The sequence below is a fragment of the Methylobacterium variabile genome (assembly GCF_001043975.1).
Classification (GTDB): Bacteria; Pseudomonadota; Alphaproteobacteria; order Rhizobiales; family Beijerinckiaceae; genus Methylobacterium; species Methylobacterium variabile.
Genome location: NZ_LABY01000069.1, coordinates 1 through 26,721 on the forward strand (window position 1 = coordinate 1; position 26,721 = coordinate 26,721).

Here is a 26,721-nt window from a genome sequence, read left to right on the forward strand (position 1 = left end):
CGAGAAGAGGCACCGGCGCCGCCCGGCCGGTCGAGCCGCACCAGCTCGGCCCCCATATCGGCCAGGAGCATCGCCGCGAACGGCCCCGGACCGATGCCCGCGAACTCGACGATGCGCAAGCCCGCGAGCGGCCCGCCGCCCTCCCCCGCTGCGTCCGACGCGATCATGCCCTTATCCCCCCGACGCCCCGACCCGGCGGCTGTCGTCGCTCGCCGGGCGGTGCCTTGACGATGGCCGGCCCGCCCCATAGCGATGGGGCGCCCCCGGAAGCCGCGGGGTCCAGCGACCTGCGCGTAGCAGACCGGTCCGCCCTTCGCCACGGGCGGATGGCGGCTCGCCGGGTCCAACACCCACCGGTCGAGTGGGAACGAAGGTCAGGGAGGACGGCGCATGAACGTCAACGGCGTAGCGGCCATCGTCACGGGCGGCGGATCGGGCCTGGGCGCGGCGACCGGCCGGGCGCTGGCGGCGGCGGGTGCGCGGGTCGCGCTCCTCGACCTGAACGAGGGCGCCGCCGCCGCGGTCGCCGACGAGATCGGCGGGATCGCCCTCGCCTGCGACGTCGCCGACGCGGCGAGCGCCGAAGCCGCGGTCGCCCGGGCCGCCGAGGTCCACGGCCCCGCCCGCATCCTGGTCAACTGCGCCGGCGTCGCCACCGCGGGCCGCATCGTCGGCCGCAACGGCCCCCTCGACCTCACGGCCTACGCCAAGGTGATCCAGGTCAACCTGATCGGCAGCTTCAACCTCCTGCGCCTCGTGGCGGCGGGGGCGCTCGCCCTCGACCCGCTCGAGGGGGGCGAGCGCGGGGTCATCATCTCCACCGCCTCGGTCGCGGCCTACGAGGGCCAGGTGGGTCAGGCGGCCTACGCCTCCTCGAAGGCCGGCATCGTCGGCCTGACCCTGCCGGCCGCGCGGGAATTCGCCCCCGCCGGCATCCGGGTCTGCGCCATCGCGCCGGGCATCTTCGAGACGCCGATGCTGCGCGGCCTGCCGCAGGAGGTGCAGGATTCCCTCGGCGCCGCGGTGCCGTTCCCGTCACGCCTCGGCCGGCCCGAGGAATACGCGAAGCTCGCCCTCGCCATCATCGACAACCCGATGCTCAACGGCGAGGTCATCCGCCTCGACGGGGCGCTGCGGATGCAGCCCAAATAGGCGTCGGCCCGAGAGACCAACGACGGCCCGAGGGAGAGCGCGATGCTGAGCGACGACCAGATCCTGATCCGCGACACCGCCCGCAGCTTCGCGCAGGAGCGCCTGAAGCCGTTCTCGGCCGCCTGGGACCGGGAGGCGCGCTTTCCCCGCGAAGCCATCGCCGAGATGGGCGCGCTCGGCTTCATGGGCATGCTGGTGCCGGAGGAGCACGGCGGGGCCGCCGCCGACCACGTCGCCTACGCACTGGCCATCGAGGAGGTGGCGGCGGGGGACGGTGCCGTCTCGACGGTGATGAGCGTGCACAACTCCGTCGGCTGCATGCCGATCCTGCGCTTCGGCAGCGCCGAGCAGAAGCAGCGCTTCCTCGGCCCCCTCGCCCGCGGCGAGCAGCTCGCCGCCTTCTGCCTGACCGAGCCCGGGGCCGGCTCGGACGCCGCCGCCCTCAAGACCCGAGCCCGACGCGCCGGCAACCGCTGGGTTCTGTCGGGCACCAAGCAGTTCATCACCTCGGGGGCGAATGCCGACCTCGCCATCGTGTTCGCGGTGACCGACCCGGAGGCCGGCAAGCGCGGCATCTCGGCCTTCATCGTGCCGACGAGAACCCCGGGCTACCGGGTGGCGCGCATCGAGCACAAGCTCGGGCAGCGCTGCTCGGACACGGCGCAGATCGTGTTCGAGGAGATGGAGCTCACCCCCGACCTGATGCTCGGCCAGGAGGGCGAGGGGCTGAAGATCGCGCTCTCGAACCTCGAGGGCGGGCGCATCGGCATCGCCGCCCAGGCTGTCGGCATGGCACGGGCCGCGTTCGAGGCGGCTCTCGCCTATGCGGGCGAGCGCGAGACCTTCGGGCAGAAGCTCAACCAGCACCAGGCAGTCGCCTTCCGTCTCGCCGACATGGCGACCCGAATCGAGGCGGCGCGGCTCCTCGTGCTGAACGCGGCGCGGCTGCGCGATGCCGGCCAGCCCTGCCTGAAGGAGGCCGCGATGGCCAAGCTCTTCGCCTCCGAGATGGCGGAAGGCGTGTGCTCCGACGCGATCCAGATCCACGGCGGCTACGGCTACCTCGCCGACTACCCGGTCGAGCAGATCTACCGCGACGTGCGCGTCTGCCAGATCTACGAGGGCACGAGCGACGTCCAGCGCATCGTGATCAGCCGCGCTCTCACGGCGTGATGCGCCGACAGCTCTGCGAGCCGCAGGGCGTGAGAGCTCCGGTGAACGACATCTTCGGCGGAGCTTGAGCGCCGCACCAAGCGGGACGGCGCCTCCGCCGCCGGCGCCTGACGCAGACGCAAGCCGGCGCGCCGAAAACCGGGCAGCGGATCGCCCTGCTCATCTTTCGACGAGTCGTGTGATCCACGCTCGTCCTTGAGCATTAAGCCGCCTTGACCTGACGCAAGGTCGCCGCGTCGAGCGGGACACTGTGCGGCTTCGGACCGAAGGGCCACGGTTTAACTTCACGTTAAGATTTCTCCTCCCTTTTCGAAGCCCGGCCCGACCCGGCGCCGAGCACGCCGGCAAGGAGCGTACCGGTGCATCTTCGTCCCGACCGGGAGGCCGAACGCCTCTCCGCCCTGCACGCCCTCGCGATCCTGGACACGGCGCCGGAGGCCCATTTCGACGCGGTGTGCCGCCTCGCCCGCGCGCTGTTCCGGGTTCCCTACGCGTGGATCTCGCTGGTCGATGCCGACCGGCTCTGGTGCAAGGCGTCCTCCGGCATCCGGTTCGGCCATACCGCCCGGGACGCCGCCTTCTGCCACCACGCCATCCTGGGCGACGCACCCCTGGTCATCGAGGACGCGACGGCCGATCCGCGCTTTCGCACCGTCGCGCTGGTCGCGGGCGCGGCGGGCGTGCGGTTCTACGCCGGCGTCCCGCTGGTCCTGTGGCCGGGCCTCCCCGTCGGCACCCTCTGCCTCGCCGATACCGCACCGCGCCGGCTCTCGGCGGAGGAGGCTGCGCGGTTGCAGGATCTCACGGAGATCGTGGTGGCCCAGCTCCGGCACCACGAGGCCCGGGTCGCCAGCGAGACCGAGGCGGCGCGCCGGCGGTCGAGCGAGGACGCCCTCTCCGAGGCCAACCGCAACCTGACGCTGGCCGAGCAGATGGCTCACATCGGCCATTGGCGGGTCGACCTCGCCTCCGGCGCCCTCACCTGGTCCGACGAGGTCTGCCGCATGCACGGGCGGCTCCCGGGGGACTCGCCCCGCCGCGTCGAGGAGGCCCTCGCCTATTACCACCCGGAGGACCGCGCGCGGATCACGGCCCTGGTCGCCGCGGCGCTGGAGCGCAGGTCGGATTTCCGGTTCAAGGCCCGGATCGTGCGGGCGGACGGTCAGGAGCGGGTCATCGTCTCGCAGGGCATCTGCGAGCAGGACGAGGCCGGCGAGGCCGTGGCGCTGTTCGGCAGCGCGCAGGACGTGACCGAGATCAGCCGGGCCGAGGACGAGCTGCAGGAGAGCGCGGCGCGCCTGCGCGCCAGCACGGCCCTCCTCGACGCCACCCTGGAGCACATGGACCAGGGTCTGATGATGATCGACGAGGCCGGTGTGGTGCGGGTCTGCAACGAGCGCGCCATCGCGCTCCTCGACCTGCCGCCGGAGCTGATGCGCTCAGGCCCGGACTTCGACGAGGTGCGGCGCCACCAGATCGCCCGGGAGGATTTCGCCCGGTGCGACGCGGCCCTGCGCGAGCAGGTCGCCCGCGCGCCGCTCTCGACCCATCCCTACACCTACGAGCGCGAGCGGCCGAACGGCACGGTGCTGGAGATCCGGACGGTGCCGCTGCCGACCGGCGGGGCCGTGCGCACCTACACCGACATCACCGCCCGCAAGGCCGCGGAGGCGCAGGTGGCCCACATGGCCCGGCACGACGCCCTGACCGGGCTGCCGAACCGCGCCCTCTTCCGCGACAGCCTGGACCAGCGCCTGGCCGCCTTGCGCCGGCACGGCGGGACCTGCGGCCTGCTCTGCCTCGACCTCGACGCGTTCAAGGCGGTCAACGATACCCTCGGCCACCTCGCGGGCGACGCGCTGCTGCGCACCGTGGCGGCCCGGATCCGGGCCTGCCTGAGGCAGGAGGACTTGGCCGCTCGCCTCGGCGGCGACGAGTTCGCGGTCCTGCTCGGCGGCGAGGCGTGCCGGCGCAGCGCCGCCGCCACGGCCGAGCGCCTGGTCGCGGCCCTGCGCGAGCCGGTCGATCTCGGCGGGCGGGAGGCGACGATCGGCGTCAGCATCGGCATCGCCTTCGCGCCCGAGCACGGGGTCGACAGCGACGCGCTGCTCAGGCGGGCCGATCTCGCGCTCTACCGGGCGAAATCGGAGGGGCGCAACACGTTCCGGCACTTCGCGGCCGCCATGGACCAGGCGGCGGAGGAGCGGCGGCGCCTCGAGCTCGACCTGCGCCTCGCCCTGCAGCGCTGCGAGTTCGTCCTGCACTACCAGCCGGTCCACGATCTCGCGAGCGGGCGGGTCGCCGCCGTCGAGGCGCTGCTGCGCTGGGACCACCCGACCCGCGGCCCGCTGGCGCCGGCGGCGTTCCTGCCGCTCGCCGAGGAGACCGGCCTCATCGTGCCCCTCGGCGAGTGGGTGCTGCGCACGGCTCTGCGCGACGCGAGCGGACTGCCTCCGGAGGTCCGGGTGGCAGTGAACGTCGCGGGGGCGCAGCTGCGCCAGGCCGGCCTCGTCTCGGCCGTCCGGGCCGCCCTGGCAGCGGCCGGCGAGGCGCCGGAGCGCCTCGAGCTCGACATTGCCGAGAGGGCGGCCGAAGGGGCGGTCGCGGAGGAGAACGGCCGGCTCGCGGACCTCGCGGCCCTCGGGGTCGGGCTCGCCTTCGACGATTTCGGCGCGGGTGCCTCCTCCCTCGGCGCCCTGCGGCGCCTGCCCTTCGGGCGGATCAAGCTCGACCGCTCCCTCGCCGCGTCCGTGACGTCCCCGGAGAGCACCGGCCTGGTGCGGGCGGCCGTCGCCCTCGGGAGGGCGCTCGGCATGGAGGTGACGGCCAAGGGCGTCGAGACCGAGGCGCAGCTCGCCCGCCTGCGGGACGAGGGCTGCACCGGGGCGCAAGGGTTCCTGCTCGGCCGCCCCACCCCCTTCAGCGCGCTGCTGCCGGTGCTCGGCGGCACAGTCACACACCCCGGAAGACGGCGTAGCCGAAGCGCGTGAACTTCAGCGGCAGGTGGTGGTGCTCCGCCGGGCGAACGACCGTGAAGCGGAACGGCACCTGGTCGAGGAAGTGCGGTCCGGGCCGCCCCTGCGCCGTGAAGTAGGCGCCGAGGTGGAACACCGCCTCGTAGGTTCCCGCCCCGACCCCGACGCCCCGCACGACCGGATGGTCGAAGCTGCCGTCCGGTCCGATCACACCCTCGGCGACCGCGCGCCGGCCGGACGCGTCCAGCACCGCGATCTCGACCCGCAGGCCGACGGCCGGGCAGCCCTCCGCCACGTCGACGGCGTGGACCGAGATCCCGCCGGCGCTCATCGGGCCGCCTCCGCGGGCCGACCCGGCTCCGGCAAGGCCGGCCATCGATCGGCGAAGGGGCGCCGGCGCTCCATCGCCTCGGCGAGGTCGAGGAGCCCGTCGTCGCGGCCGAAGCCGGCCACGAGGTGGAGGCCGATCGGCATCCCGTCCGGCGCCGGATCGACCGGCAGGCTCAAGGCCGGCAGGGCCGCGGCGTTGACCCAGCCGGAATAGACCGCGTGGCCGCGCGGGCCGACCGGCCGGCCCTCGATCACCTCCGGATAGACCGCGTCGGCCGCCCAGGGCATCGCCGCGGCGGACGGGGTGACGATGAGGTCGAGGCCGTCGAAGGCGGCGCTCGCGGCGTTGCGCAGGGCCTGCACCCGATCGATGATGCCGAGGAGCAGCGTGGCCGGTGCCCGGGCGCCCTCCGCCGCCATCGCACGGTAGGGCTCGCTCGCCCGCGCCGCGAGCGCCGGATCGGCCTCGAACAGGCGGGCAAGGCCGATCCGGCCGATCTCCGGCCAGAGCGCGTTCAGGCCGGCGACGTCGAAGGGCAGCGGCCCCTCCTCGACCGCGACGCCGAGGGCCTCGAGATCGGCGAGCGCCCGCCGGCACGAGGCGGCGACGACCGGATCGAGGGGCGCGTCGCCGATGCGCTCGACGTAGCGCGCGCGAAGCGGCCGCTCGGGCCGCGGCGGCGGGGCGAAGCCGGACCACAGGACCCGCGGATCGGCGCCCTGCATCAGGCTGAACACCGCGCGGCTGTCGGCGACCGTGCGGGTGAGCGCGCCCGCCACCTCGAAGTCGAGGAGCGGCGAGGGCAGGCCGCCGAGCCGCGGCACCCGGCCGAGGCTGCTCTTGAGACCGACGAGGCCCGTATGGGCGGCGGGGCGGCGCAGCGACCCGCCGCCATCGGTGCCGAGGGCGATCGGCGCGTAGCCCGCCGCCGTCGCGGCGGCACCGCCGCCGGTCGAGCCGCCCGGGGTCAGGGACGGGTTCCAGGGGTTGCGGGTGACGCCGAAACGGGCACTTGCCGTGTAACCCTGCACGGCGAATTCCGGCATCGTGGTCTTGGCGAGCGTGACGAGGCCGGCCCGGCGCGCCCGCGCCACCGGCAGCTCGTCCCGCTCCGCCGCCGCAGCCTCCCCTGGCTCGGCGTAGGTCGAGGGCATCCCCTCCGTGACCAGAAACTCCTTCACGGTCATCGGCACGCCGTCGAGGGGCGAGAGCGGGGCGCCGGCGCGCCAGCGGGCGGCACTCGCCTCGGCCTCCGCCCGCGCGCGCGGATTCTCCCGCGCGACCGCGTTGAGGTGCGGCTCCCAGGCTGCGACCCGGGCCTGTGCCGCCTCGAGGGCATCGACCGGCGAGGCACGCCCGGTCGCGTAGAGCCGGCCGAGCTCGATCGCGGACAGCCGCCACAGCTCCCCGCTCATCGGACGGCTCCCGGGATCAAGTCATGCACTGACATGGGCTTTTCCGAAAATGGCATACGATTTGCGATCCCGGGGCCAGCAAGATCGATGCCGCAGGAACAGCCACCGTGACACCATCCGGACCACGCAAGCACGCCCAGGCGGAGGGCCGGTCCGTCGTGCTCGACGGCATCACCCATCGGTACGGCGGCGCGATCGCGGTCGAGAACGTGAACCTCGATATCCGCGGCGGCGAGCTGGTCTCCCTGCTCGGGCCGTCCGGCTGCGGCAAGACCACGTTGCTGCGCATCGTCGCCGGCTTCCTGCGGCAGACCGAGGGGCGGGTGATCGTCGGCGACGAGGTGATCGACGCCCTGCCGCCGAGCCGGCGGGCCGTCGGCATCGTGTTCCAGAACTACGCCCTGTTCCCGCATCTGACGGTGGCCGAGAACGTAGCCTACGGCCTCGCCGCCCGCGGCGCGCCCCGGGCCGAGCAGGCCGCGGAGGCGCGCCGCCTCCTCGACCTGGTGCAGCTCGGCCATGCCGGAGCGCGCTACCCGCGCCAGCTCTCCGGCGGGCAGCAGCAGCGGGTGGCGCTCGCCCGGGCGCTTGCCATCCGGCCGGCGGTGCTGCTCCTCGACGAGCCCTTCGCCGCCCTCGACAAGAACCTGCGCCTCGACATGCAGATCGAGGTGAAGCGGCTGCAGCGGGTCGCCGGCGTGACCACGCTGCTGGTCACCCACGACCAGGAGGAGGCCCTGTCGCTCTCCGACCGGGTGGCGGTGCTCTCGAACGGCCGCCTCGAGCAGTTCGCCGCACCGACCACGGTCTACGACGCGCCGGAGAGCCTGTTCGTCAACACCTTCGTGGGCTCCGCCAACGCCGTGCCGGGGGTTCTTCTCGGACAGGACGGCGGCCAGCCGCGCATCGCGCTCGATGCCGGCGGCGAGGTCGTCGCCCGCCCCCTCGCCCGGCCGATCGCGCCGGGCTCCCGGGTCGTCCTGTGCCTGCGCCCTGAGCACCTTCGCCTCACAGAGGAGCAGGAGGGCATCGCGGGCGTGGTCGAGATGGCGCTGCCGCTCGGGCCGACCGTCGTCCACGAGGTCCGGGTCGGCGCCGGCCGGCCGCTCAAGATCGCCGAGCCGCGCCTTGGCGGCGGGGCGTTGCGCCCGCCCGGCACGCCCGTCCGGATCGCGGTCGCGCCCGGCCTCGCCTCCGCCTTCCCGGCTGCCGCCTGAACCCGAAGAGGAGCCCCCGATGCTCGACCGCCGCCGCCTCATCACCACCGCCCTGTCGCTCGGCGCGATGGAGCTGTTTCCCGGCCTCTCCTTCGCGCAGGCGCGGCCCCTGGTCTTCGCCACCTTCACGGGCAGCTGGGAGGAGGCGCACAAGGCCGTGCTGGTGCCGGCCTTCCGCAAGGAGACCGGCAACGCGCCGATCGTCCTCGACCCGATGCTGTCGGTCGACCAGATCGCCAAGGTCTCGGCCGCCAAGGCGAACCCGCCGATCGACGTGATGCTGCACGATCCCGGCCCGGCCCTGACGGCGCTGGCGCAGGATCTCGTCGAGCCCTACCCGGTGGAGCGCAGCGCCGCCTTCAAGGAGCTGATCCCCGACGCGCAAGACCCGCACGGGCCCGCCGCCTTCTTCCAGGTCGTCGGCCTGACCTACAACCCCGACACCGTGAAGACCCCGCCGACCTCCTGGGCCGACCTGTGGCGGCCCGAGTACAAGGGCCGGGTCGGCATCACCAACATGAACTCGACGCTCGGCACCGGCTTCATGGTCGAGGTCGCCAAGATGCACGGCGGATCGGAATCGAACATCGATCCGGCCTTCACGGCGATGGAGAAGCTGAAGCCGAACCTCTCGGCGGTGGCGGCCAATCCCGGCGCGCTCGCCACCCTGTTCCAGCAGGGCCAGGTCGACATCTCGCCCGGCAACTTCAACGCGATCCAGATCCTGAAGGCCAAGGGCGTGCCGGTGGAGTTCGTGGCGCCCAAGGAGGGGGCGATCGCGTTCAAGACGCTGATCCAGGTCGTGAAGAACTCGCCCAACCGCGAGCTCGCGTTCAAGCTGATCGAGGCGGCGATCTCCGAGCCGGTCCAGACCCGGCTGATGCAGGCGCCCTACCTCGTCGTGCCGACCAACACCCGGGTGAAGATGACCGGCGAGATCGCCCGGGTGCTGGCGAAGGACACCGACGACCTGAAGAAAAAGTTCGTGTTCCAGGACTGGAAGGCGATCAACGCCCAGCGCCCGGCCTGGATCGAGCGGTTCAACCGCGAGATCAAGCTGTAGGAGCGCCCCGTGGCTGTGCCGGACGTCACCACCTACCCGTTGCGGCTGGCAAGCCCGCTCGCGCTGTTCTTCGCGGCGTTCTTCGCCGCGCCGCTCGTGGCGCTCCTCGGGCTGTCGCTCCAGGGGCCGGACGGGCAGCTCGGACTGGCGCAGTACGCGGCGTTCCTCGGTGATCGCTTCAGCCTCGGCGTGCTCCTCGGCACGCTCTGGCTCGGGCTCAAGGTCACGGCGGCGTGCCTGATCCTCGGGTTGCCGCTGGCGCTGGTCGCGACCCGGGCCGGGGGCTTCGTCCGCGGCCTCGTCATCCTGGCGGTGCTGACGCCGCTCCTCACCAGCGTCGTCATCCGCACCTTCGCGTGGATCGTGATCCTGGGCCGGCAGGGGGTGGTCAACTCCCTCCTCTCCTCCCTCGGGCTGATCGAGACCCCGCTGCGGATGCTCTACGCGGAGGGCGGCCTCGTGGCGGCGCTCGCCCAGGTGCAGATGCCGCTCATGGTGCTGCCGCTGATGACGGCGCTGTCGCGCATCGACCCGAGCCTGTGGGACGCCTCGGAGGCGCTGGGTGCCGGGCGCTGGCGCACCTTCCGGCGCGTGACCCTGCCCTTGTGCCTGCCGGGCCTGATCGCCGGCTCGGTCCTCACCTTCGCGGCGGCGATCTCGGGCTTCATCACCCAGTCGCTGATCGGCGGCGGGCAGATGCTGTTCATGCCGGGCTACATCTACCAGCAGGCGATCGCGCTGCAGAACTGGCCGTTCGCGGCGGCGATGTCGGTGATCTTCCTCGTCGCGGTGCTCGCCGTGGTGCTGGCCTTCAACGCGCTGGGCCGCCTCGCCCGCGGCTACACCCAGACCTGAGAACCGCGATGTCCCGCTCCCCCGGCCGCCTCGACCGCCTCAGCTTCGAGGTCGTCCTCCATCTCCTGGCGCTCCTCGCCCTGGTGCTGCTGCTGGCCCCGACCCTCATCGTGCTGGTGGTCTCGTTCACCGACGGGCTGTCGCTGCGCTTCCCGCCCCCGGGCTACTCCCTGCGCTGGTACGGCGAGCTGATGGAGGCCTGGCAGCTCCACTTCGCCCTCAGGAACAGCCTCACGGTCGCGGTGCTGGCCACGGTGCTGGCGGTCGGCCTCGGGGTGCTGGCGGCCCTCGCCGTGGCGCGCTCGCCGCGCCTCTCCGCGCGCCTCCTCGACAGCCTCTTCCTCTCGCCCCTGATCCTGCCGGCCCTGGCCTTCGGGCTGTCGAGCCTGATGTTCTTCTCGCTCCTCGGCTGGCCGGTCTCGGTCGCGACCCTGGTCCTCGGCCACACGGTGGTCTGCGTCCCCTACGTGGTGCGCAACACCGTGGCGGCGCTGACCCAGCTCCAGCCCGCCCTGCTCGAGGGCTCGGCGAGCCTCGGCGCCTCGCGGCTCTACACCTTCCGCCGCATCACCCTGCCGCTGATCCGGCCCGGCATCCTCTCGGGGGGCTTCCTCGCCTTCATGGCCTCCTTCGACAACATCCCGGTCTCGCTGTTCCTGCGCGACGCCGCCACCGACATGCTGCCGATCCGGATGTGGCAGGACCTGGAGGGCCGGCTCGACGTGACCATCGCGGCCCTGTCGGGGATCCTGATCGTCGCCACCATCGGGGGCATCGTCCTGATGGAGCGGCTGACCGGGCTGTCGCGGCGCCTGGTGTGAGGGGGTGGACCGGGCCCGTTCGGGGCCGGGCTGGCCGTGGCGCCGCTCCCCAATTCCGCGCGAGCGGATATCGCATGAGGGCTCCTTGGCAGACTCGACCCTGACATCGGCCGCAGAGCCCCCACCCCGCCCCTCGCGGCCGGAAACCTCGCTGACCGAGCAGGCCGCCACCGCCCTGCGGCGGCTGATCCTCCTCAATCTGCTCGCCCCCGGCGAGACCCTGAACGAGCCGGACCTGTCGGTGCGCCTCGGCGTCTCGCGCACCCCGGTGCGCGAGGCCCTGAAGCTCCTGGCGGGCGAGGGTCTCGTCACCCTGCGGCGCAACCGGGCCGCCATGGTGGCGCGCCTCGACCCGGCGGACCTGGTGCCGCTGTTCGAGCTCGAAGTGGCGCTCGAGAGCTTCTGCGCCGGCCTCGCCGCCAACCGGATGACCGGAGCCGAGCTGGCGCGGCTCGACCAGCTCCAGTCCGCCATGGAGGCGGCGCGGGACGACCGCGAATCCTATACCCGCCTCAACCGCCAGGCCCACCGCCTGATCGTGACGGCGGCGCGCAGCCCGGCGATCGCGGAGGCGCACGGCCGGGCATTCCCGCGGCTCGCGCGGGCCCGCAACTTCGCCCTGGCGGTGGACGGCCGGGTGGCCGAGTCGCTCGCCGAGCACCGGGCGATCCTGGAGGCCCTGCGGGGGCGGGATGCCGAGGGGGCCCGGGCGCTGATGCGGGTCCACGTCGCCCGCACCCAGGCCCTGATGGTGGCTCAGCTGGGCGAAGGAGCGCCACGATGACCGAAATCGCCCTCGGGGTGATCCTGCCCTCCTCGAACCGGGTGGTGGAACGGGCGACGGAGGCGCGGCTCGCGGGCCGCACCGACGCCGTGGCCTGCTACGCCCGGGTGCCCTACGGGGCGATGCTGACGGGGGAGGACGCCTACGACGAGACGGTCTTCCTCACCGCCGCCGCCCTCCTGGCGGATGCCGGCGTGGCGGCCCTGTGCTGGAACGCGACGCGGGGCGCCGCCCTCGGCTTCGCGCCCGACGAGCGCCTGTGCGAGGCGGTGGCCCGCCGCACCGGCCTGCCAACGGTGACGACGGCCCTCGCCGCCCGCGCGCGCCTGCGCCGCGCCGGCATCCGGCGCATCGGCCTCGTCGTGCAGGGCGGGGCGGAGGAGGCCGCACAGGTCGGCGCCCGCTTCGCCGCGGCGGGCATCGCGGTCGCCACCGCGCCCCACCTCGGCATCGCCGAGAACCGCCTCGCCGCCCTCGTGCCCCCGTCCCGCCTCGCGGCCGCGGCGCGGGAGGCGGCAGACGGCACGGACGCGGTGCTGATCTGGAGCACCAACCTTCCCGGCTGGCACCTGCCGGCGCTCCTCGATGCGACGACCCTCGGCACGGAGGCGCTGCTGGCCGCGGCCGGGCTCCCGGAGGCTGCCTGACCCGCCCATCCCGTCTCCGCATGGCACCCCTGCGGTGCGCCCCGCGCGACGGCCGTGCTAGGCTCCGGACCACGCCCGGGAAGAGGCGTGCGGGAGGAGGCAGGCTGGGGCGCCGCGGCGCCGGCCGGCGCCGTCGCGCGCAGTCGATCGGGCCAGATCGCACAGGTAGCGTTCCCATGAGCCTCATCACCTATCTCACCCGGATCCAGTTCGAGCGCGGCGCCGTCAGGCTGATGGCCGAGGAGCTGGCGCTCCTCGGCGCCCGCAAGCCCCTGGTCGTCACCGACCGCGGCGTGGTGGCGGCCGGGCTCATCGCCCGCGTGCTCGCCGCCGCCGGGCTGCCCGCCACCACGCCGGTCTTCGACGGCACGCCCGAGAACCCGACCGAGGAGGCGACGCTGGAGGCCCGCGACCGCTTCCGAGCGGAGGGCTGCGATTCCGTGATCGCCGTCGGCGGGGGCTCGCCCCTCGACCTCGCCAAGGGCGTGGCGCTGCTCGCCACCCACGACGAGCCCCTGGCGACCTATGCGGCCATCCTCGGCGGCATCCCGCGCATCCGGGCCGACCAGCCGCCGGTCGTCGCGGTGCCGACCACCGCGGGCACCGGCAGCGAGGTCGGCCGCGCCGCCCTCATCACCCTCGCGGACGGGCGCAAGCTCGGCTTCATCTCGCCCTACCTGATCCCGAACGTGGCGATCTGCGACCCCGAGCTGACCCTCGGCCTGCCGCCCGGCCTCACCGCCGCCACCGGCATGGACGCCCTCACCCACTGCATCGAGACCTACCTGAGCCCCCGCCACAACCCGCCCGCGGAGGCGATCGCCCTCGACGGGCTCTCCCGCGCCACGCGCTCGCTGGCCCGCGCGGTCCGCGACGGCAGCGACGTCGCGGCGCGCGAGGACATGATGATGGCGGCGCTCGAGGGCGGCATGACCTTCCAGAAGGGCCTCGGCGCCGTTCATTCGATGTCGCACGCCCTCGGCGGCCTGAAGGCGAAGCGGCTGCACCACGGCACCCTCAACGCGGTCATCCTGCCCCACGTGCTGCGCTTCAACGCGCCGGCCTGCGGCGAGAAGTACGTTGCCCTGCGCCGGGCGATGGGGCTGCCAGAGGGCGCCGACCTCGCCGCCGCGATCGAGGCGCTCAACCGCGACCTCGGCCTGCCCGCCGACCTCGCCGCCATGGGGGTGACGGAGCAGGATTGCGAGGCGCTGGTACCCCGGGCGGTCGAGGACCACTCGACGGCGACGAACGGCCGGCCGGTCGGGGCGGAGGAGTTCCGCGCGTTGTTCCGGGCCTCCCTGAGCGGCCGGGCGGCGTGAGCGCGTCGCGGCGCCCCGGGCAGCGGGGCGCTTCGACGGATCTTCGCCACGTCCCCCTTCCGATGGGTCGCGTCGGGCGATCACGGCGAGGTCGCCTCCGCCAGGCGGCAAACCGGCTTTAGCCGATCGTGCGGAGCGACGCGCCGTTGCGCACGCTCGTGACACGGCGTCCGGATATCATCGTCCGGACGCCGTCCCGGCTCTCCTCCGATAGAGCCGCAACCCGCCATCATCATGCGCGCTGCAGAAAGCCGGCACCTTCCGGAAGAGAAGCGGGCGTCGGGGCGGAGCCACCCGGTTCTCGGGTCCTGCAACCGACGCTCAAGCTTAATCCCGGGTGTCCTCGACCCGCGTGTTTCTCGCTGAATGGCACTGCTTTCGCTGACCAGCCGAGCAGAGCAGCCGGGATGGACTTGGCTCAGCTGCATTTTGGGCTGGATCGCCGGTAACGCGCATGTTACCCGACGAATGCGGAACGAATCGCTCCGCTCCCCTTCATGCGCGGAACTGCCATGCTCTTCCGGTTTAGCTTGGACCGGCTGGCCTGCCTCTCGGCGGCCATCGTCGCCGGACATCTCGTTGCGGCTCTTCCCGCGGCGGCGTGCCCGGCCCCGCTGCCGCCGGCCGCGGAGCGGATGAGCCTCAGCCTGACCGAGGCGCACGTGGCACGGCGCGAGCCGGTGCGGGTGCTGGCCATTGGATCGTCCTCGACGGAGGGCATCGGCGCCTCGGGACCGGACCGGACCTATCCCCATCTGCTCGAGCAGGCCCTGCGCGTGGCCTGGCGCGGCACGCCGGTCGGCGTGACCAACGCGGGCATCGGCGGCGAGACCGCCGACCAGACCCTGGCGCGCCTCGCCGAGGCCCTGAAGCAGCCGGTCAAGCCCGACCTCGTGATCTGGCAGGTCGGCACCAACGACGCCATCACCGGGGGCGACGAGGCGGCGTTCCGGCGCCGGCTGGAGCAGGGCGTCGCCCTCGTCCGGGCCGCTGGCAGCGACCTCATCATCCTCGACCAGCAATATTACCCCGCGATTCCCGATCACGCCCGCTACGAGCGCTTCGTCGGCCTCGTCGCGGCGGTGGCGGACGGCGCCGAGGTGCCGGTCTTCTCGCGCTACGCCCTGATGAAGGACTGGAACCGGCAGGATCCGAACCTGCTGGCCGGGATGCTGTCGTCCGACCAGTTCCATATGGGCGACCAGGGCTACGCCTGCCTGGCCCAGGCGCTGGGCCGCGAGATCCTCGACGCCGTGACCCCGCGGCCCGATCCGCTCCAGGCGGTCGCCCGCGCCAAGCGCCAGCCGCTGCCGGACGCACTGCGGCTGCGGCGGGGCTGATCCGGCCTCTTAACGATATCTCTCACGTTGCCGCGTCCTCGAACGAGCAAGTTCGAGGGCGCTGCCGTTTCTACAGGGCCGGGGCCCGCAGGTGCCACTCGGTCGCGACCTGGTAGGCCTGGCCGATGCGGAGCGCCGTCGCCTCGTCGTAGCCGCGGCACACGATCTGGAGCGAGAGCGGCAGGCCCTCGGGCGTGAAGCCGTTCGGCAGCGCCAGGGCGCAGAGCTCGAGCAGGTTGCCGAAGCGGGTGAACCGCGACGGCATCACCGCCTGATCGACGGTGTCGAGCGGAATCGCCGCGGACTCGGTGGTCGGCGTCAGCAGGGCGTCGATGCCGTCCATCGCCCGGGCGAAGGCCGCCTTCATCTCCTGCTGCATCCGCCGGGTGCGCAGGTAGTCCTGCGCCGTCACCCCGGAGCCCGCCAGAGTGCGCAGACGGACATCCTCGTCGAGGCGCGCCGCCGCGTCCTCCGACAGCGTGCCGTTGAAGAAGTAGCACTCCGCCTGCACGATCGCCGAGGTCGTCACGAGGTCGACGAAGCGGAACGGCAGGTCGACGTCGACGATCTCGGCGCCGAGCCTCGCCAGCGCCTCGAGGGAGGCGTCGTAGGCCGCCAGCATCTCGGACGAGACGCCGTCGCGCTCCGCCGCCGGCATCCGGGCGAGGCGCAGGCCGCGCACGCCGCGGTGCAGCACCGGCATCGGATCCTCCGGCACGATGCCCCGGGTGTTCGGGTCGCGGGGATCGGGGCCCGACAGCACGGTGTAGAGCAGCGCCACGTCCTCGACGGAGCGCGCCATCGGGCCCGGCGTGTCGAGGGTGGTGCTCAGGGGCACGATGCCGGCGGTGCTGACGCGGCCGATCGTGACCTTCAGGCCGGTCAGCCCGCAGAACGAGGCCGGCAGCCGCACCGAGCCGCCGGTATCGGTGCCGATCGCCCAGGGCGCCAGGCGCGCCGCCACCGCGACGCCCGAGCCGCTGCTGGAGCCGCCGGGCGTCCGCGGCGTCGCGAGGTCCCACGGGTTCCAGGGCGTGCCCATGTGCTGGTTGGTGCCCCAGCCACCGTAGGCGAACTCGACCGTGTGGGTCTTCCCCAGCACGATCATGCCCTGCGCCAGCATCCGCCGCGCGATCGTGGCGGTCTGCGTGGCGCGGCGCTCGCGGAAATGGGCCGAGCCGCCGGTGGTGATCCGGCCCTCGAGATCGATCAGATCCTTGAGCGCCACCGGCACGCCGTGCAGCGGGCCGACGGCGTGGCCGGCGCGGATCATCCGGTCGGCGCCCTCGGCGGCGAGCCGCGCGTCGTCGGCGTAGACCTCGACAAAGGCCTTGAGCTTCGGCTCCAGGCGCTTGACGCGGGCGAGGTGCGCCTCGACGGCATCGACCGGCGAGACCTCCCGGGCCGCGATGGCGCGGGCGAGGGCATGGGCCGGAAGCTCGGCGGGATCGGTCACGGTAACTCTCCTCACTGCACGCTGATCCGGGTCATGTCGACGAACCACGACTGGGGCGAGACGAGGCCCTTCACCCGCGGCGACATCGCCCTGGGGTTGAGGTCATGGACGATGTACAGCCAGGGCGGATCATCGACCAGTCGCTCATGCGCCGCCCGCGTGGCCGTGGCGATGGTCGCGGGGTCGGTCGCCCCGGCGAGTTCCTTGAGCGCCGCGTCGAAGCGGGCATCCGTCCATTGCGGGAAGTTGAAGCCCTTCGGCGAGACGTTGGCGGAGGAGAAGTAGCGCGCCATCACGGCGACGTCCGAGGAGGGCGACGAGACGTTGAGCGCGTGCGCGCCCTGGAGCGCCGGCGAGTCCGGCGCCGACCGCCCGGCGTTGAGCAGCACCTGCCACTCGACCACGTTGAAGCTGACATCGACGTTGCAGGTCTGCTTCAGGTTCTCCTGCAGGAACTCGTTCATCGGCAGCGGCTGCATCTGGCCCGAGCCCGAGGTCGAGATCATCACCTTGAGGGCGAGCGGGTTCTTCTCGGTGTAGCCGGCCTCGGCGAGGAGCGCCCGGCCCTTCTTCGGATCGAGTCCATAGCGGTTCTGCGGCGCGCCGAAATCCGGGTCGCCCGCCTTGAGCCAGCCGACCGCCGGCTCGGCGGTGCCGTTCAGGAAGGTCACCAGCCCGTCCCGGTCGATGCAGTAGTTCAGGGCCTGGCGCACCCGGACGTCCTTGAGCGGGCTCTTCTCCGCGCCGATGTTGTAGAACCACGGCCAGACATGCGGGTAGGAGCCGGTGGTGATGACGAAGCCCGCCTGGCGCAGGGACGGGATGCCGTCCGGCGCCGGCGCCTCGATCCAGTCGACCTGCCCGGCCCGCAACGCGGCGATGCGGGCATTGGCCTCCGGGATCGGCATCAGGCGCACCCGGTCGACCTTCGGGAGGCTCTCCCGGTCCCAGTAGGCGTCGTTGCGGGCGAGCTCGACTACCTCCCGCGGCCGGACCTGGGTGATGCGGAACGGCCCGGTCCCCGCCGCCGGCAGGGCCGCGACCTTGGCCCAGTCCCGCCCGACCTTCTCGAACGAGGCCGGCGAGGTGAACAGCAGGTAGACCACCATGTAGGGGAAGTACGACGCCGGCGCCGCGCTGGTGATGGCGACCGTGCGCTCGTCGATCTTGCGGTAGCCCGCCAGCAGCGGGGCCCGCGCCCGGCTGATGCCGGCGGCCGGCGGCTCGTAGTGCGGGCTGTCCGGCTTGAAGTAGCGGTCGAGGTTCCACACCACGGCGTCGGCGTCGAAGGCGGTGCCGTCGTGAAAGCGCACGCCCGGGCGCAGGTGGAAGATCCAGGTCGCCTTGTCGTCGGGCGCCTGCTCCCAGCGCTCGGCGAGGCCCGGACGCAGGCCCGCCAGCCGGTCGGTGCGGGAGAGGTCCCACAGCACCAGGCCCTCGAAGACCGGATAGCCGAGGAAGCGCATCCCCTCGAAGCCGTTGTTCGGCATGCCGGTGGTGGTCGGCACGTCGGCGGCGGTCATGCCGATGCGCAGGACGGAGTCGGCATGGGCCGGCGCGGCGGCGAGAACGAGGGCCGAGAGGGCGGCGGACGGGGCGAGCGTGCGAGTCATGGCGGGACGGCGGGCTCCGTGTTGGCCCGCCGACGCCGCAAGAGCCGGGCCATTCCGGCTCCGGCGACGCTCCTTTGTTAAGATTTTTGTTAGCTCTTGAGCCGGTACCCCGTCCGGAAGATCCAGGCGACCGCCGCCAGGCAGGCGACGAGGAACACCAGCGCCATGCCGAGGCTCACCGCCGGATTGACGTCCGAGTGGCCGTAGAAGCTCCAGCGGAAGCCGCTGATGAGGTAGACCACCGGGTTGACGAGGCTCACCGTCCGCCACAGCGGCGGCAGCATGTCGATGGAGTAGAAGCTGCCGCCTAAGAAGGTCAGCGGCGTGACGATGAGGAGCGGCACGAGCTGCAGCTTCTCGAACCCGTCCGCCCACAGGCCGATCACGAAGCCGAACAGGCTGAAGGTCACGGCGGTGAGCACCAGGAACAGCACCATGACGAAGGGGTGCTCGATGCGCAGGGGCACGAACAGCGCCGAGGTCGCCAGGATGATCAGCCCGAGCATGATCGACTTGGTGGCCGCCGCCCCGACATAGCCGGCGACGATCTCCACCGCCCCGATCGGCGCCGACAGGATCTCGTAGATCGTGCCGGAGAAGCGCGGGAAGTAGATGCCGAACGACGCGTTGGCGATGCTCTGGGTGAGCAGCGTCAGCATGATCAGCCCCGGCACGATGAAGGCGCCGTAGGGAACGCCGTCGACCGAGGTGATCCGCCCGCCGATCGCGGCGCCGAAGACCACGAAGTAGAGCGAGGTCGAGATCACCGGCGCGACGATGCTCTGCAGGAGCGTGCGGAAGGCGCGGTGCATCTCGAAGCCGTAGATGGCGCGGATGGCGGGCCAGTTCATGCGCGGTCCCTCACGAGGTCGACGAAGATGTCCTCGAGCGAGCTCTGCCGGGTCTGGAGGTCGCGGAAGCGGATGCCGGCGGCGGCGAGGTCGGTGAGGAGCGCGGTGATGCCGGTGCGCTCCGCCTTGGTGTCGTAGGTGTAGGTCAGCGCCGTGCCGTCCTCCGACAGGGCAAGCGGATGGCCGGCGAGGGCCGGCGGCAGGGCCGGCAGGGGATCGTGGAGATGGAGCGTCAGCTCCTTGCGGCCGAGCTTGCGCATCAGCTCCGCCTTCTCCTCGACCAGCACGATCTCGCCCTTGGCGATCACCCCCACCCGGTCGGCCATCTCCTCGGCCTCCTCGATGTAGTGGGTGGTCAGGATCACCGTGACGCCCTGCTCGCGAAGGCGGCGCACGAGGCGCCACATGTCCTGGCGCAGGGCGACGTCGACGCCGGCGGTGGGCTCGTCGAGGAAGAGGATGCGCGGCTCGTGCGCCAGCGCCTTGGCGATCAGCACCCGCCGCTTCATGCCCCCCGACAGGGTCATGATCTTGGCATCGCGCTTCTCCCAGAGCGAGAGGTCGCGCAGCACCTGCTCGATATGGGCCGGGTTGGGCTTGAGCCCGAACAGGCCGCGGCTGAAGCTCACCGTCGCCCACACGGTCTCGAAGGCGTCGGCGGTGAGTTCCTGCGGCACCAGGCCGATCAGGCTCCGGGCGGCGCGGGGTGCGGCCAGGATGTCGTGGCCGCCGACCGTGACCGTCCCGGTGCTCGGCGTGACGATGCCGCAGATGATGCTGATGAGCGTCGTCTTGCCGGCGCCGTTCGGCCCGAGCAGGGCGAAGATCTCGCCCTGGCGGACGCTGAGGTCGACGCGCTTGAGCGCGGCGTGGCCGGAGGCGTAGGTCTTCGAGAGGTTGGCGATCGCGATGATGGGCGTCATCCGGTCCCGGGCGTCGTGAGGCTAGCCTTGGGCTAACGGGATGGCGGATCACCTAGGCCGGCCGGGACCGGTCCGCCACCATCCCGAGCCGGTAACCCGACGCGCCCGGGCGCGACGCGCCGAGAAACCGCCGGGGTGTGGCGCGGATGCGCGCGCTTTGAACCATCGGGCCGGCGCGCGGGCGCGTCCGGCGGCCTTGGGATCGGGTCGTCCGTCAGGTGGTCCGGGACGGGCCGTCCCCGCCCGTCGTATCATCGGCCTCGTCGTCCGCCTCGTCGTCGACGAGGGAATCCTCGTCCTCCGACTCCGGCCGTTCGGCCTCGTCGTCCCGCGTCCGGGTCTTGGTGTAGAAGTTGCCGACCTGCAGCGCCTCGCCGGCCGTCACCATGGCGCTGAGATAGGCGTTGATGGTAGCTGGTGCCGCGTCGGGCAGGGCCCGCAGGATCTGCGGCTGTGACAGGCCCTGCGGCCCGGCGCCGTCGATCAGCGCCTTAAGGCGGCCCTTGGTCGAGTTCGCCCGCGGCCCCCTCGGGCCGCGACGCCCGCTCGCACGGGCCTCGCCCCGTTCCGCGCCCGATGCCGAACCGGCGGACGGCAGCGACAGGCCGAGCTCCTCGATCGGCGTATCCTCGATGATCGCCCGGAGGGCGTTCTCGGCGAGCCGCAGCTTGGCCAGCTCTGCCCCGATGCGCTCGTACTCGACCTCAAGCGCCGCCCGCCGTTCGCTCACATCAGCCAAGGCTTTCATGAGCGCATCATTCCCCGACATTGCCCCTCCAGACATCCTGGGCACGGGCTCCTTGCATAGGCGGCGTGCATCGTCAACGAAGGCGCTCAGCGGAAGAAGACCTGCAGGCATGCGCGCGCAGTCGGAGGCCGGCGCCCATGCCCGTCCCGGGCGAGTACCGGCGGATGGTACCGGACCGGAGCACCGGATCGAGCGAAGCGGGCGCGAAATCTTTCATCATCCACCGCCATGTCTTCGTGCAAGGCAGGGCGCGCGGCAAGACGCGATCGGAGCAGAGTCAAGAGAGGGGGATTTGGACACAGGTCGGACGATTTTGGACACAGCGGCATGACAGCCGCAGTCGCCCGACGGGCTAAATCCTGCCAGAATTGAATAAAGTGGTGAGCGCGCTGGGACTCGAACCCAGGACCTACAGATTAAAAGTCCGTTGCTCTACCAGCTGAGCTACGCGCCCGCTCCCGGGGATGACGGCGCGGCGCTGGCGGGCCGGCCCAGGTCCTGTTCGGAGCAGACGCGGACATAGGGGGTTGACGCGGCCCGGTCAACCGGGAGACCAGGGCCGCCCACAACCGCCGCATCCCGATGGTCCTCGATCCCGCAACACCCGCCGGATATGCCCCGGCGATGCCGGCCGCCTGGTGGCGCTTCGCCGGCCTTCTCGTCGGGGCGGCCTGCCTCATGGGGCTGACGGTGCTCGCCTTCGTGGCCCTCCTGGACCCCTACGGCCTGCGCGCCGCGCCGGGGCGGGCGCCCGGACCGATCATGGATCTCAACCAGCGCTTCATGTACCCGCAGGTGGTGCGCGGCGGTGCCTACGATTCCGCCGTGTTCGGCACCTCGACCGCCCGCCTCCTCGATCCTCAGGCCCTCGACCGGGCCTTCGGCGGCCGCTTCGCCAACCTCGCCATGAACGCGGCGACGCCCTGGGAGCAGGCCCAGCTCGCCCGGCTGTTCCTGACCCGGGCACCGGCGAGAGCGGTGGTGTTCGGACTCGACGCGCCGTGGTGCGAGGCGGATGCCGACGTGAAGCGCCTGACCTTCCGGGCCTTCCCGCCCTGGCTCTACGGCGAGCGGCCGGGCCTCGCCGCCCTGTTCCATCAGTGGAACCTCCAGAGCGTCCAGGTCGCGGGCCGGGTGCTGCTGCACCGTCTCGGGCGAATGCCGGCACGCATCCGCGGCGACGGCTACGAGGTCTTCACCCCGCCGGAATCGCACTACGACGCCGCCCGGGCGGCGGCGCACATCCACGGCGACGGGCTGGCCGCCGAACCCGCGCCCGAGGCGGATCCCGCCACGCCGGCCCTTCCCTGGCTCGACGAGCTCCTCGGCCTCGTGCCGGCGGACGGGCTCAAGCTCGTCGCCTTCATGCCGGTGAACGTGGAGGCACAGCCGCGGCCGGGCAGCGCCGGCGCCGTCCGGGAGGCGGCCTGCAAGGCGCAAGTGGCGGAGATCGCCCGCCGGCACGGCGCCACACTGGTCGATTTCCGCATCCCGTCGCCGGTGACGCGGGACGACACCAACTACTGGGACGCCCTGCACTACCGCCTGCCGATCGCCGCCCGCGTCGTCGCCGGCCTGCGCCGGGCCGCGGACGAGGGGCGCGACGATCCGGACGGGTTCTACCGCGTCCTCGCGGCGAAGCCGGCAGCGGAGCGCTGACGCGTCAGGCGGCCCGGTCGCGCTCGGCCTTCTCCCAGCCCTCGCGGGTCTCGCCGATGAAGTCCTGGAGCCGCCCGGCCGCGATGGCGCGGCGCAGGCCCGCCATCAGGTCCTGGTAGTAGGACAGGTTGTTCCAGGTCAGCAGCATCATGCCGAGGATCTCGCCGGCCCGGACGAGGTGGTGCAGGTAGGCCTTGCTGTACTGGTTGGCCGCCGGGCAGGTCGATTCCGGATCGAGGGGCGCGTTGTCCTCGGCGAAACGGGCGTTGCGCAGGTTGAGGCGGCCATGGCGGGTGTAGACCATGCCGTGCCGGCCGGCCCGGGTCGGCATCACGCAGTCGAACATGTCGATGCCGCGGCTCACCGCCTGCACGATGTCGTCCGGCGTGCCGACGCCCATCAGGTAGCGCGGCTTCGTGGTCGGCAGGTGCGGTTCCACCGTCTCGATCATCGCCAGCATGGTCGCCTGCGGCTCGCCGACCGCCAGGCCGCCGATGGCGTAGCCCTTGAGGTCGAGGCCGACGAGCGCCCGGGCGCTCTCGACCCGCAGGGCCGGAATGTCGCCGCCCTGCACGATGCCGAACATCGCTCGCCCGGGCTGGTCGCCGAAGGCGATGCGGCAGCGCTCGGCCCAGCGCAGGGACAGGCGCATCGCGCTCTCGATCGCCGCTTCCGGCGCGGGCAGGCGTACGCACTCGTCGAGCTGCATCTGGATGTCTGAGCCGAGCAGGCCCTGGATCTCGATCGAGCGCTCGGGGCTCAGGAGATGCGCCGTGCCGTCGATGTGCGACTGGAACCGCACCCCGGTCTCATCGAGCTTGCGCAGGCCCGCGAGCGACATGACCTGGAAGCCGCCGGAATCGGTCAGGATCGGGTAGGGCCACTGCATCATGGCGTGCAGGCCGCCCAGGCGCGCCACCCGCTCGGCGCCGGGGCGTAGCATCAGGTGATAGGTGTTGCCCAGCACCACGTCGGCGCCGAGGGCCTTCACCTGCTCGGGATACATCGCCTTGACGGTGCCGGCGGTGCCCACCGGCATGAAGGCCGGGGTGCGGATGACGCCGCGCGGCATGCGGATCTCGCCGGTGCGGGCGGCTCCGTCGGTCGCCGCCACCGTGAAGCTGAACTGGTCGGTCATCGCGTCTCCGCCCGGAAGAGCAGGCTGGCATCGCCGTAGGAGTAGAACCGGTAGCCGCGTTCGATGGCTGCGGCGTAGGCCGCGCGCATCGGCTCGAGGCCCGCGAAGGCCGAGACCAGCATGAACAGGGTCGAGCGCGGCAGGTGGAAGTTGGTCATCAGCGCGTCGACGGCGCGAAAGCGATAGCCCGGGGTGATGAAGATGTCGGTGGCGCCGGTCCACGGTTGGATCGTGCCGTCGGGCGCCGCTGCGCTCTCGAGGAGCCGCAGGGCCGTGGTGCCGACCGCGACGATGCGCCCGCCGGCCGCGCGGGCCCGGTTCAGGGCGTCGGCCGCCGCCCGGGTGATCTCCCCGACCTCCGCATGCATGCGGTGCTCGTCGGTGTCGTCGGCCTTCACCGGCAGGAAGGTGCCGGCGCCGACGTGGAGCGTGACCCTGACCTCGGACAGGCCCGCCGCCGCGCACGCCGCCAGCAGGTCGGGCGTGAAGTGCAGGCCGGCCGTGGGCGCCGCCACCGCACCGGGCTCGCGGGCGAAGACCGTCTGGTAGTCGGCGGCGTCCTGCGCGTCGGTCGGACGCTTGGCGGCGATGTAGGGGGGCAGCGGCAGCTCGCCCAAGGCCGCCACCGCCTCGTCGAGGGCCGGCCCCGAGAGGTCGAAGGCGAAGGTGGTCTCGCCCCCCTCCCCGCGCTCGGCGACGGTGGCGTCGAGGCGGGTGAGCGCGCACGTCCCGCCCTCGCCGGCCTGCCCGAAGCTGACCCGGTCGCCGACCCGCAGGCGCTTGGCCGGGCGCGCGAAGGCGCGCCAGCGGTCCGCGCTTTCCCGCAGGTGCAGCATCGCCTCGATCCGGACCGCTCCACCCTCGGGCCTGTGGCGCAGGCCGTGCAGCCGGGCCGGGATCACCCGCGTGTCGTTGAAGACCAGCACGTCGCCCGGAAGCAGGAGGCCCGGCAGGTCGCGTACCACGCGGTCCTCCGGAGGCTCGCCCGGGCGCAGCAGCATCAGGCGGCCCGCATCCCGCGGCACCGCGGGCCGGAGCGCGATGCGGTCCTCCGGCAGGTCGAAATCGAACAGGTCCACGCGCATGCGGCCCTTCAGCCAGGATTCCGCCGCCGGATCAATGGGGCACGGCGACCGAGATTTTGACAATAAGCTGTCAATATGAGATAGTGTTGTCGAATTCGAGGAGAGCCAACGCGAGTGTCGGGGACGCCCTGCTCGCCGCCGACGAACTCGCCTGCGACCCGCAGGTAGATCTTCGGCGCGGCGGCGCTCGCCGGCTCTCCCCTGACGGCAGACGGGTCACCCGCCCGCACGATCCGGCTCGCCGGCGAGCCGATGCGGCCACCCCGCGAACGCCGTCCCGCCTTGTCGAAGCGGATCGCCCACCGGGGCGAGCCCGCTTCCCTCCGGGAACCGACGACCCTGCTCCGGCGCCTGCGCGCCGCGCTGGAGCGGACCAGGAGAGCGGCGCGCCGGAGATGGGCTCATGAGCGACGTGGTACTGATCAACCCGTTCGAGGTCGCGCCCGGCGACGAGGCGGCGGCCGTCGCCTACTGGGAGCGGGCCGCCGACCACCTGCGCCGTCAGCCCGGGTTCGTTGCCACCACCCTGCACCAGGCCGTCGCGCCCGGGCCCCGCTTCCCGCTCGTCAACGTCGCCACCTGGCGCTCTGCCGAGGATTTTCTGGCAGCGACGGGCGATTCGGCTTTCCGGGCCCTGGTCGGGCCGGAGATGGGCCGCTTCCCGCATCACCCGGGTCTCTACAAGGTCATCCGCACCTGACGCGTCTTCGAGCGGACGCCTGACGATGGAGGGGAAGACCCTGAAGGGCGCCGATCCCGTGGCATCGATCCGTCGATGCCTCGAGGCCTGACGAAGAAGGCCGTGGCGCGCCGGCCGCCGGCGCCCCATCTGCATCGCATCGTGTTCAGCTCGTCGCGGAGTTCCCCGTCATGGCCACCCATTCGACCCTCGATGCCGAGCTCGTCGTCTGGTGGGAATGCGAGGCCGGGCGGCTTGAGAGCCTCGCGGCCTCCGCCCGCTTCGGCTTCATGCGCCGGCACTACGCCCGCAAGGCCGCCGCCGCCCGGGCGCGGGCCCAGGTGAGCCGCCTGCGCGAGCAGGCCCGCGAGGCGGCGGGCCGACCCGCCGCGGTGTGACGGGGTCCGGGCCGGGCTCTTAGCCCCGGCTATGACCTGTGCCGTGGCCTTCCGGTGCGGGCCGCCTTATGGGAGCGGCGCCCGGCCCCGCGCCACCGGCAATCGCCTCTCGGATCGTCGTCATGGAACGTGCGCAAGCCGCCGCCCTCGCCAGCGCCGGGCTCGGGCTCCTGGTGCTCGCCCTCAAGTTCGGGGCCTGGTGGATCACCGGCAGCCTGGCGCTCTACTCGGACGCACTCGAGAGCATCATCAACGTGGTGGCGGCGATGACCGCCTTCGTGGCCCTGCGGGTCGCTGCCCAGCCCGCCGACCAGGACCACCCCTATGGCCACCACAAGGCCGAGTACTTCTCGGCGGTGATCGAGGGCGCGCTGATCATCGTGGCCGCGGTGATGATCCTGCGCGAGGCCTACGACGCCCTGCAGGCGCCGAAGGCCCTCGACGCCCCCCTCATCGGCGTGGCGGTGAACGGCGTCGCCACGGTGATCAACCTGGTCTGGGGCGTGATGCTGATGCGGCGCGGCCGGGAGTTGCGCTCGCCGGCCCTGGTGGCGGACGGCAAGCACGTGCTCGCCGACGTCGTCACCTCGGCCGGGGTGCTGGCCGGCCTCGGCCTCGTCACGGCAACCGGCTGGGCGATCCTCGATCCGGTGATCGCTGTGGTGGTGGCCCTCAACATCCTGTGGTCGGGGGGCGCCATGGTGCGGGACTCGGTCAATGGCCTGATGGATCAGGCCGCCCCGGCCGAGATGGTGACGCAGATCCGCCGGCTGATCTCCGAGCACGGCGAGGGCGCCCTCGAGGCCCACGACGTGCGCACCCGCCACGCCGGGCAGGCCACCTTCATCGACTTCCACCTCGTCGTGCCGGGCGAGATGACCGTCGCGGAATCCCACGCCATCTGCGATCGGCTCGAATCCGCGATCGAGGGGGCAGTGGCGGGTGCCGTGGTGACGATCCACGTCGAGCCCGCCGAGGAGGCCAAGCAGCGCGGCGTGCCGGTGATCTGAACCTCATTGCCTTGTCCGACCTCCGGTCGTTCGCGACAAGGCTGCCGTGATGGAAAACCAGATGGA

The 26,721-nt window shown here is 72.5% G+C and carries 25 protein-coding genes and 1 tRNA gene; 15 read left to right on the forward strand and 11 right to left on the reverse strand.

Annotated features, from left to right (window positions below; genetic code table 11):
• On the reverse strand, positions 1 to 167 hold a 167-nt coding region (locus VQ02_RS36935), incomplete at its 3' end, for a CoA transferase (RefSeq protein ID WP_209437002.1).
• Positions 168 to 390: 223 nt separating this feature from the next.
• On the opposite strand from VQ02_RS36935, the gene VQ02_RS11210 reads away from it, so the two are divergent.
• The 3 genes from VQ02_RS11210 (at position 391) to VQ02_RS11220 (ending at position 5,315) form a co-directional block, all read left to right on the forward strand.
• Entirely contained in the window at positions 391 to 1,152 is a 762-nt protein-coding gene (locus tag VQ02_RS11210) for an SDR family NAD(P)-dependent oxidoreductase (RefSeq protein ID WP_048444277.1), read from the forward strand.
• 42 nt (positions 1,153 to 1,194) lie between these two features.
• Positions 1,195 to 2,325 carry an acyl-CoA dehydrogenase family protein gene (locus VQ02_RS11215; RefSeq protein WP_048444278.1) on the forward strand — a complete coding sequence of 377 codons (1,131 nt, stop codon included), beginning with the start codon at positions 1,195 to 1,197 and terminating at the stop codon, positions 2,323 to 2,325.
• Between the two features lie 359 nt (positions 2,326 to 2,684).
• Positions 2,685 to 5,315, forward strand: coding sequence for a sensor domain-containing phosphodiesterase (locus VQ02_RS11220; RefSeq protein WP_053080334.1), 2,631 nt, complete (start codon positions 2,685 to 2,687; stop codon positions 5,313 to 5,315).
• Here the strand turns inward: VQ02_RS11220 and VQ02_RS11225 are convergent.
• Positions 5,278 to 5,631, reverse strand: coding sequence for a hydroxyisourate hydrolase (locus VQ02_RS11225; RefSeq protein WP_048444316.1), 354 nt, complete (start codon positions 5,629 to 5,631; stop codon positions 5,278 to 5,280). The two genes, VQ02_RS11220 and VQ02_RS11225, sit on opposite strands and share 38 nt — an antisense overlap.
• Positions 5,628 to 7,046 carry an amidase gene (locus tag VQ02_RS11230; RefSeq protein WP_048444279.1) on the reverse strand — a complete coding sequence of 473 codons (1,419 nt, stop codon included), beginning with the start codon at positions 7,044 to 7,046 and terminating at the stop codon, positions 5,628 to 5,630. Before VQ02_RS11230 ends, VQ02_RS11225 begins: the two co-directional genes overlap by 4 nt.
• A gap of 107 nt (positions 7,047 to 7,153) precedes the next feature.
• On the opposite strand from VQ02_RS11230, the gene VQ02_RS11235 reads away from it, so the two are divergent.
• The 8 genes from VQ02_RS11235 (at position 7,154) to VQ02_RS11270 (ending at position 15,095) form a co-directional block, all read left to right on the forward strand.
• Entirely contained in the window at positions 7,154 to 8,263 is a 1,110-nt protein-coding gene (locus VQ02_RS11235) for an ABC transporter ATP-binding protein (protein WP_048444280.1), read from the forward strand.
• 19 nt (positions 8,264 to 8,282) lie between these two features.
• Positions 8,283 to 9,326 (forward strand): ABC transporter substrate-binding protein, encoded by a 1,044-nt coding sequence (locus VQ02_RS11240; RefSeq protein WP_048444281.1) that lies wholly within the window; start codon positions 8,283 to 8,285, stop codon positions 9,324 to 9,326.
• A gap of 9 nt (positions 9,327 to 9,335) precedes the next feature.
• Positions 9,336 to 10,181 (forward strand): ABC transporter permease, encoded by an 846-nt coding sequence (locus tag VQ02_RS11245; RefSeq protein ID WP_048444282.1) that lies wholly within the window; start codon positions 9,336 to 9,338, stop codon positions 10,179 to 10,181.
• Positions 10,182 to 10,189: 8 nt separating this feature from the next.
• Positions 10,190 to 11,002: an ABC transporter permease gene (locus tag VQ02_RS11250; RefSeq protein WP_048444283.1), complete on the forward strand. Its 813-nt coding sequence runs from the start codon at positions 10,190 to 10,192 to the stop codon at positions 11,000 to 11,002.
• Positions 11,003 to 11,087: 85 nt separating this feature from the next.
• Positions 11,088 to 11,786, forward strand: coding sequence for a GntR family transcriptional regulator (locus tag VQ02_RS11255; protein ID WP_245239694.1), 699 nt, complete (start codon positions 11,088 to 11,090; stop codon positions 11,784 to 11,786).
• Positions 11,783 to 12,433, forward strand: coding sequence for an aspartate racemase/maleate isomerase family protein (locus VQ02_RS11260; RefSeq protein WP_053080335.1), 651 nt, complete (start codon positions 11,783 to 11,785; stop codon positions 12,431 to 12,433). Before VQ02_RS11255 ends, VQ02_RS11260 begins: the two co-directional genes overlap by 4 nt.
• A gap of 176 nt (positions 12,434 to 12,609) precedes the next feature.
• On the forward strand, positions 12,610 to 13,755 hold the full coding sequence (locus tag VQ02_RS11265) for an iron-containing alcohol dehydrogenase (protein WP_048444284.1): 1,146 nt from the start codon (positions 12,610 to 12,612) through the stop codon (positions 13,753 to 13,755).
• 512 nt (positions 13,756 to 14,267) lie between these two features.
• The gene (locus VQ02_RS11270) at positions 14,268 to 15,095 is read left to right on the forward strand and encodes an SGNH/GDSL hydrolase family protein (RefSeq protein ID WP_048444285.1); all 828 of its coding nucleotides are present in this window, start codon (positions 14,268 to 14,270) and stop codon (positions 15,093 to 15,095) included.
• A 70-nt stretch (positions 15,096 to 15,165) separates the two neighbouring features.
• Here VQ02_RS11270 and VQ02_RS11275 read toward each other — a convergent pair whose 3' ends face one another.
• The 6 genes from VQ02_RS11275 to VQ02_RS11300 all read right to left on the reverse strand — a co-directional run bounded on the left by VQ02_RS11275 (position 15,166) and on the right by VQ02_RS11300 (position 21,140).
• Positions 15,166 to 16,551 carry an amidase gene (locus VQ02_RS11275; protein ID WP_083469159.1) on the reverse strand — a complete coding sequence of 462 codons (1,386 nt, stop codon included), beginning with the start codon at positions 16,549 to 16,551 and terminating at the stop codon, positions 15,166 to 15,168.
• An 11-nt stretch (positions 16,552 to 16,562) separates the two neighbouring features.
• Positions 16,563 to 18,164: an ABC transporter substrate-binding protein gene (locus VQ02_RS11280; RefSeq protein WP_048444287.1), complete on the reverse strand. Its 1,602-nt coding sequence runs from the start codon at positions 18,162 to 18,164 to the stop codon at positions 16,563 to 16,565.
• A gap of 89 nt (positions 18,165 to 18,253) precedes the next feature.
• On the reverse strand, positions 18,254 to 19,015 hold the full coding sequence (locus VQ02_RS11285) for an ABC transporter permease (protein ID WP_048444288.1): 762 nt from the start codon (positions 19,013 to 19,015) through the stop codon (positions 18,254 to 18,256).
• Positions 19,012 to 19,938, reverse strand: a complete 927-nt coding sequence (locus VQ02_RS11290; protein WP_048444289.1) for an ABC transporter ATP-binding protein — start codon at positions 19,936 to 19,938, stop codon at positions 19,012 to 19,014. Before VQ02_RS11290 ends, VQ02_RS11285 begins: the two co-directional genes overlap by 4 nt.
• Positions 19,939 to 20,152: 214 nt before the next feature.
• Positions 20,153 to 20,686 (reverse strand): hypothetical protein, encoded by a 534-nt coding sequence (locus tag VQ02_RS11295; RefSeq protein WP_245239695.1) that lies wholly within the window; start codon positions 20,684 to 20,686, stop codon positions 20,153 to 20,155.
• Between the two features lie 378 nt (positions 20,687 to 21,064).
• A tRNA-Lys gene (locus VQ02_RS11300) sits at positions 21,065 to 21,140 on the reverse strand.
• A gap of 170 nt (positions 21,141 to 21,310) precedes the next feature.
• Between VQ02_RS11300 and VQ02_RS11305 the strand changes: the two genes are divergently transcribed.
• Positions 21,311 to 22,345: a hypothetical protein gene (locus VQ02_RS11305; protein ID WP_209437001.1), complete on the forward strand. Its 1,035-nt coding sequence runs from the start codon at positions 21,311 to 21,313 to the stop codon at positions 22,343 to 22,345.
• Positions 22,346 to 22,349: 4 nt separating this feature from the next.
• Here the strand turns inward: VQ02_RS11305 and tgt are convergent, their stop codons facing one another.
• Together tgt and queA are read right to left on the reverse strand one after the other, a co-directional pair.
• Positions 22,350 to 23,483 carry a tRNA guanosine(34) transglycosylase Tgt gene (tgt, locus tag VQ02_RS11310; protein ID WP_048444292.1) on the reverse strand — a complete coding sequence of 378 codons (1,134 nt, stop codon included), beginning with the start codon at positions 23,481 to 23,483 and terminating at the stop codon, positions 22,350 to 22,352.
• Positions 23,480 to 24,568: a tRNA preQ1(34) S-adenosylmethionine ribosyltransferase-isomerase QueA gene (gene queA / locus VQ02_RS11315; RefSeq protein ID WP_048444293.1), complete on the reverse strand. Its 1,089-nt coding sequence runs from the start codon at positions 24,566 to 24,568 to the stop codon at positions 23,480 to 23,482. Before queA ends, tgt begins: the two co-directional genes overlap by 4 nt.
• Before the next feature lie 403 nt (positions 24,569 to 24,971).
• Here queA and VQ02_RS11320 point away from each other — a divergent pair, with 403 nt between their 5' ends.
• The 3 genes from VQ02_RS11320 to VQ02_RS11330 all read left to right on the forward strand — a co-directional run bounded on the left by VQ02_RS11320 (position 24,972) and on the right by VQ02_RS11330 (position 26,655).
• Positions 24,972 to 25,268, forward strand: coding sequence for an antibiotic biosynthesis monooxygenase family protein (locus VQ02_RS11320; protein WP_048444294.1), 297 nt, complete (start codon positions 24,972 to 24,974; stop codon positions 25,266 to 25,268).
• A 170-nt stretch (positions 25,269 to 25,438) separates the two neighbouring features.
• Positions 25,439 to 25,645, forward strand: coding sequence for a hypothetical protein (locus tag VQ02_RS11325; protein ID WP_048444295.1), 207 nt, complete (start codon positions 25,439 to 25,441; stop codon positions 25,643 to 25,645).
• A 122-nt stretch (positions 25,646 to 25,767) separates the two neighbouring features.
• Positions 25,768 to 26,655 (forward strand): cation diffusion facilitator family transporter, encoded by an 888-nt coding sequence (locus VQ02_RS11330; RefSeq protein WP_048444296.1) that lies wholly within the window; start codon positions 25,768 to 25,770, stop codon positions 26,653 to 26,655.
• The last annotated feature ends 66 nt before the right edge of the window (positions 26,656 to 26,721 follow it).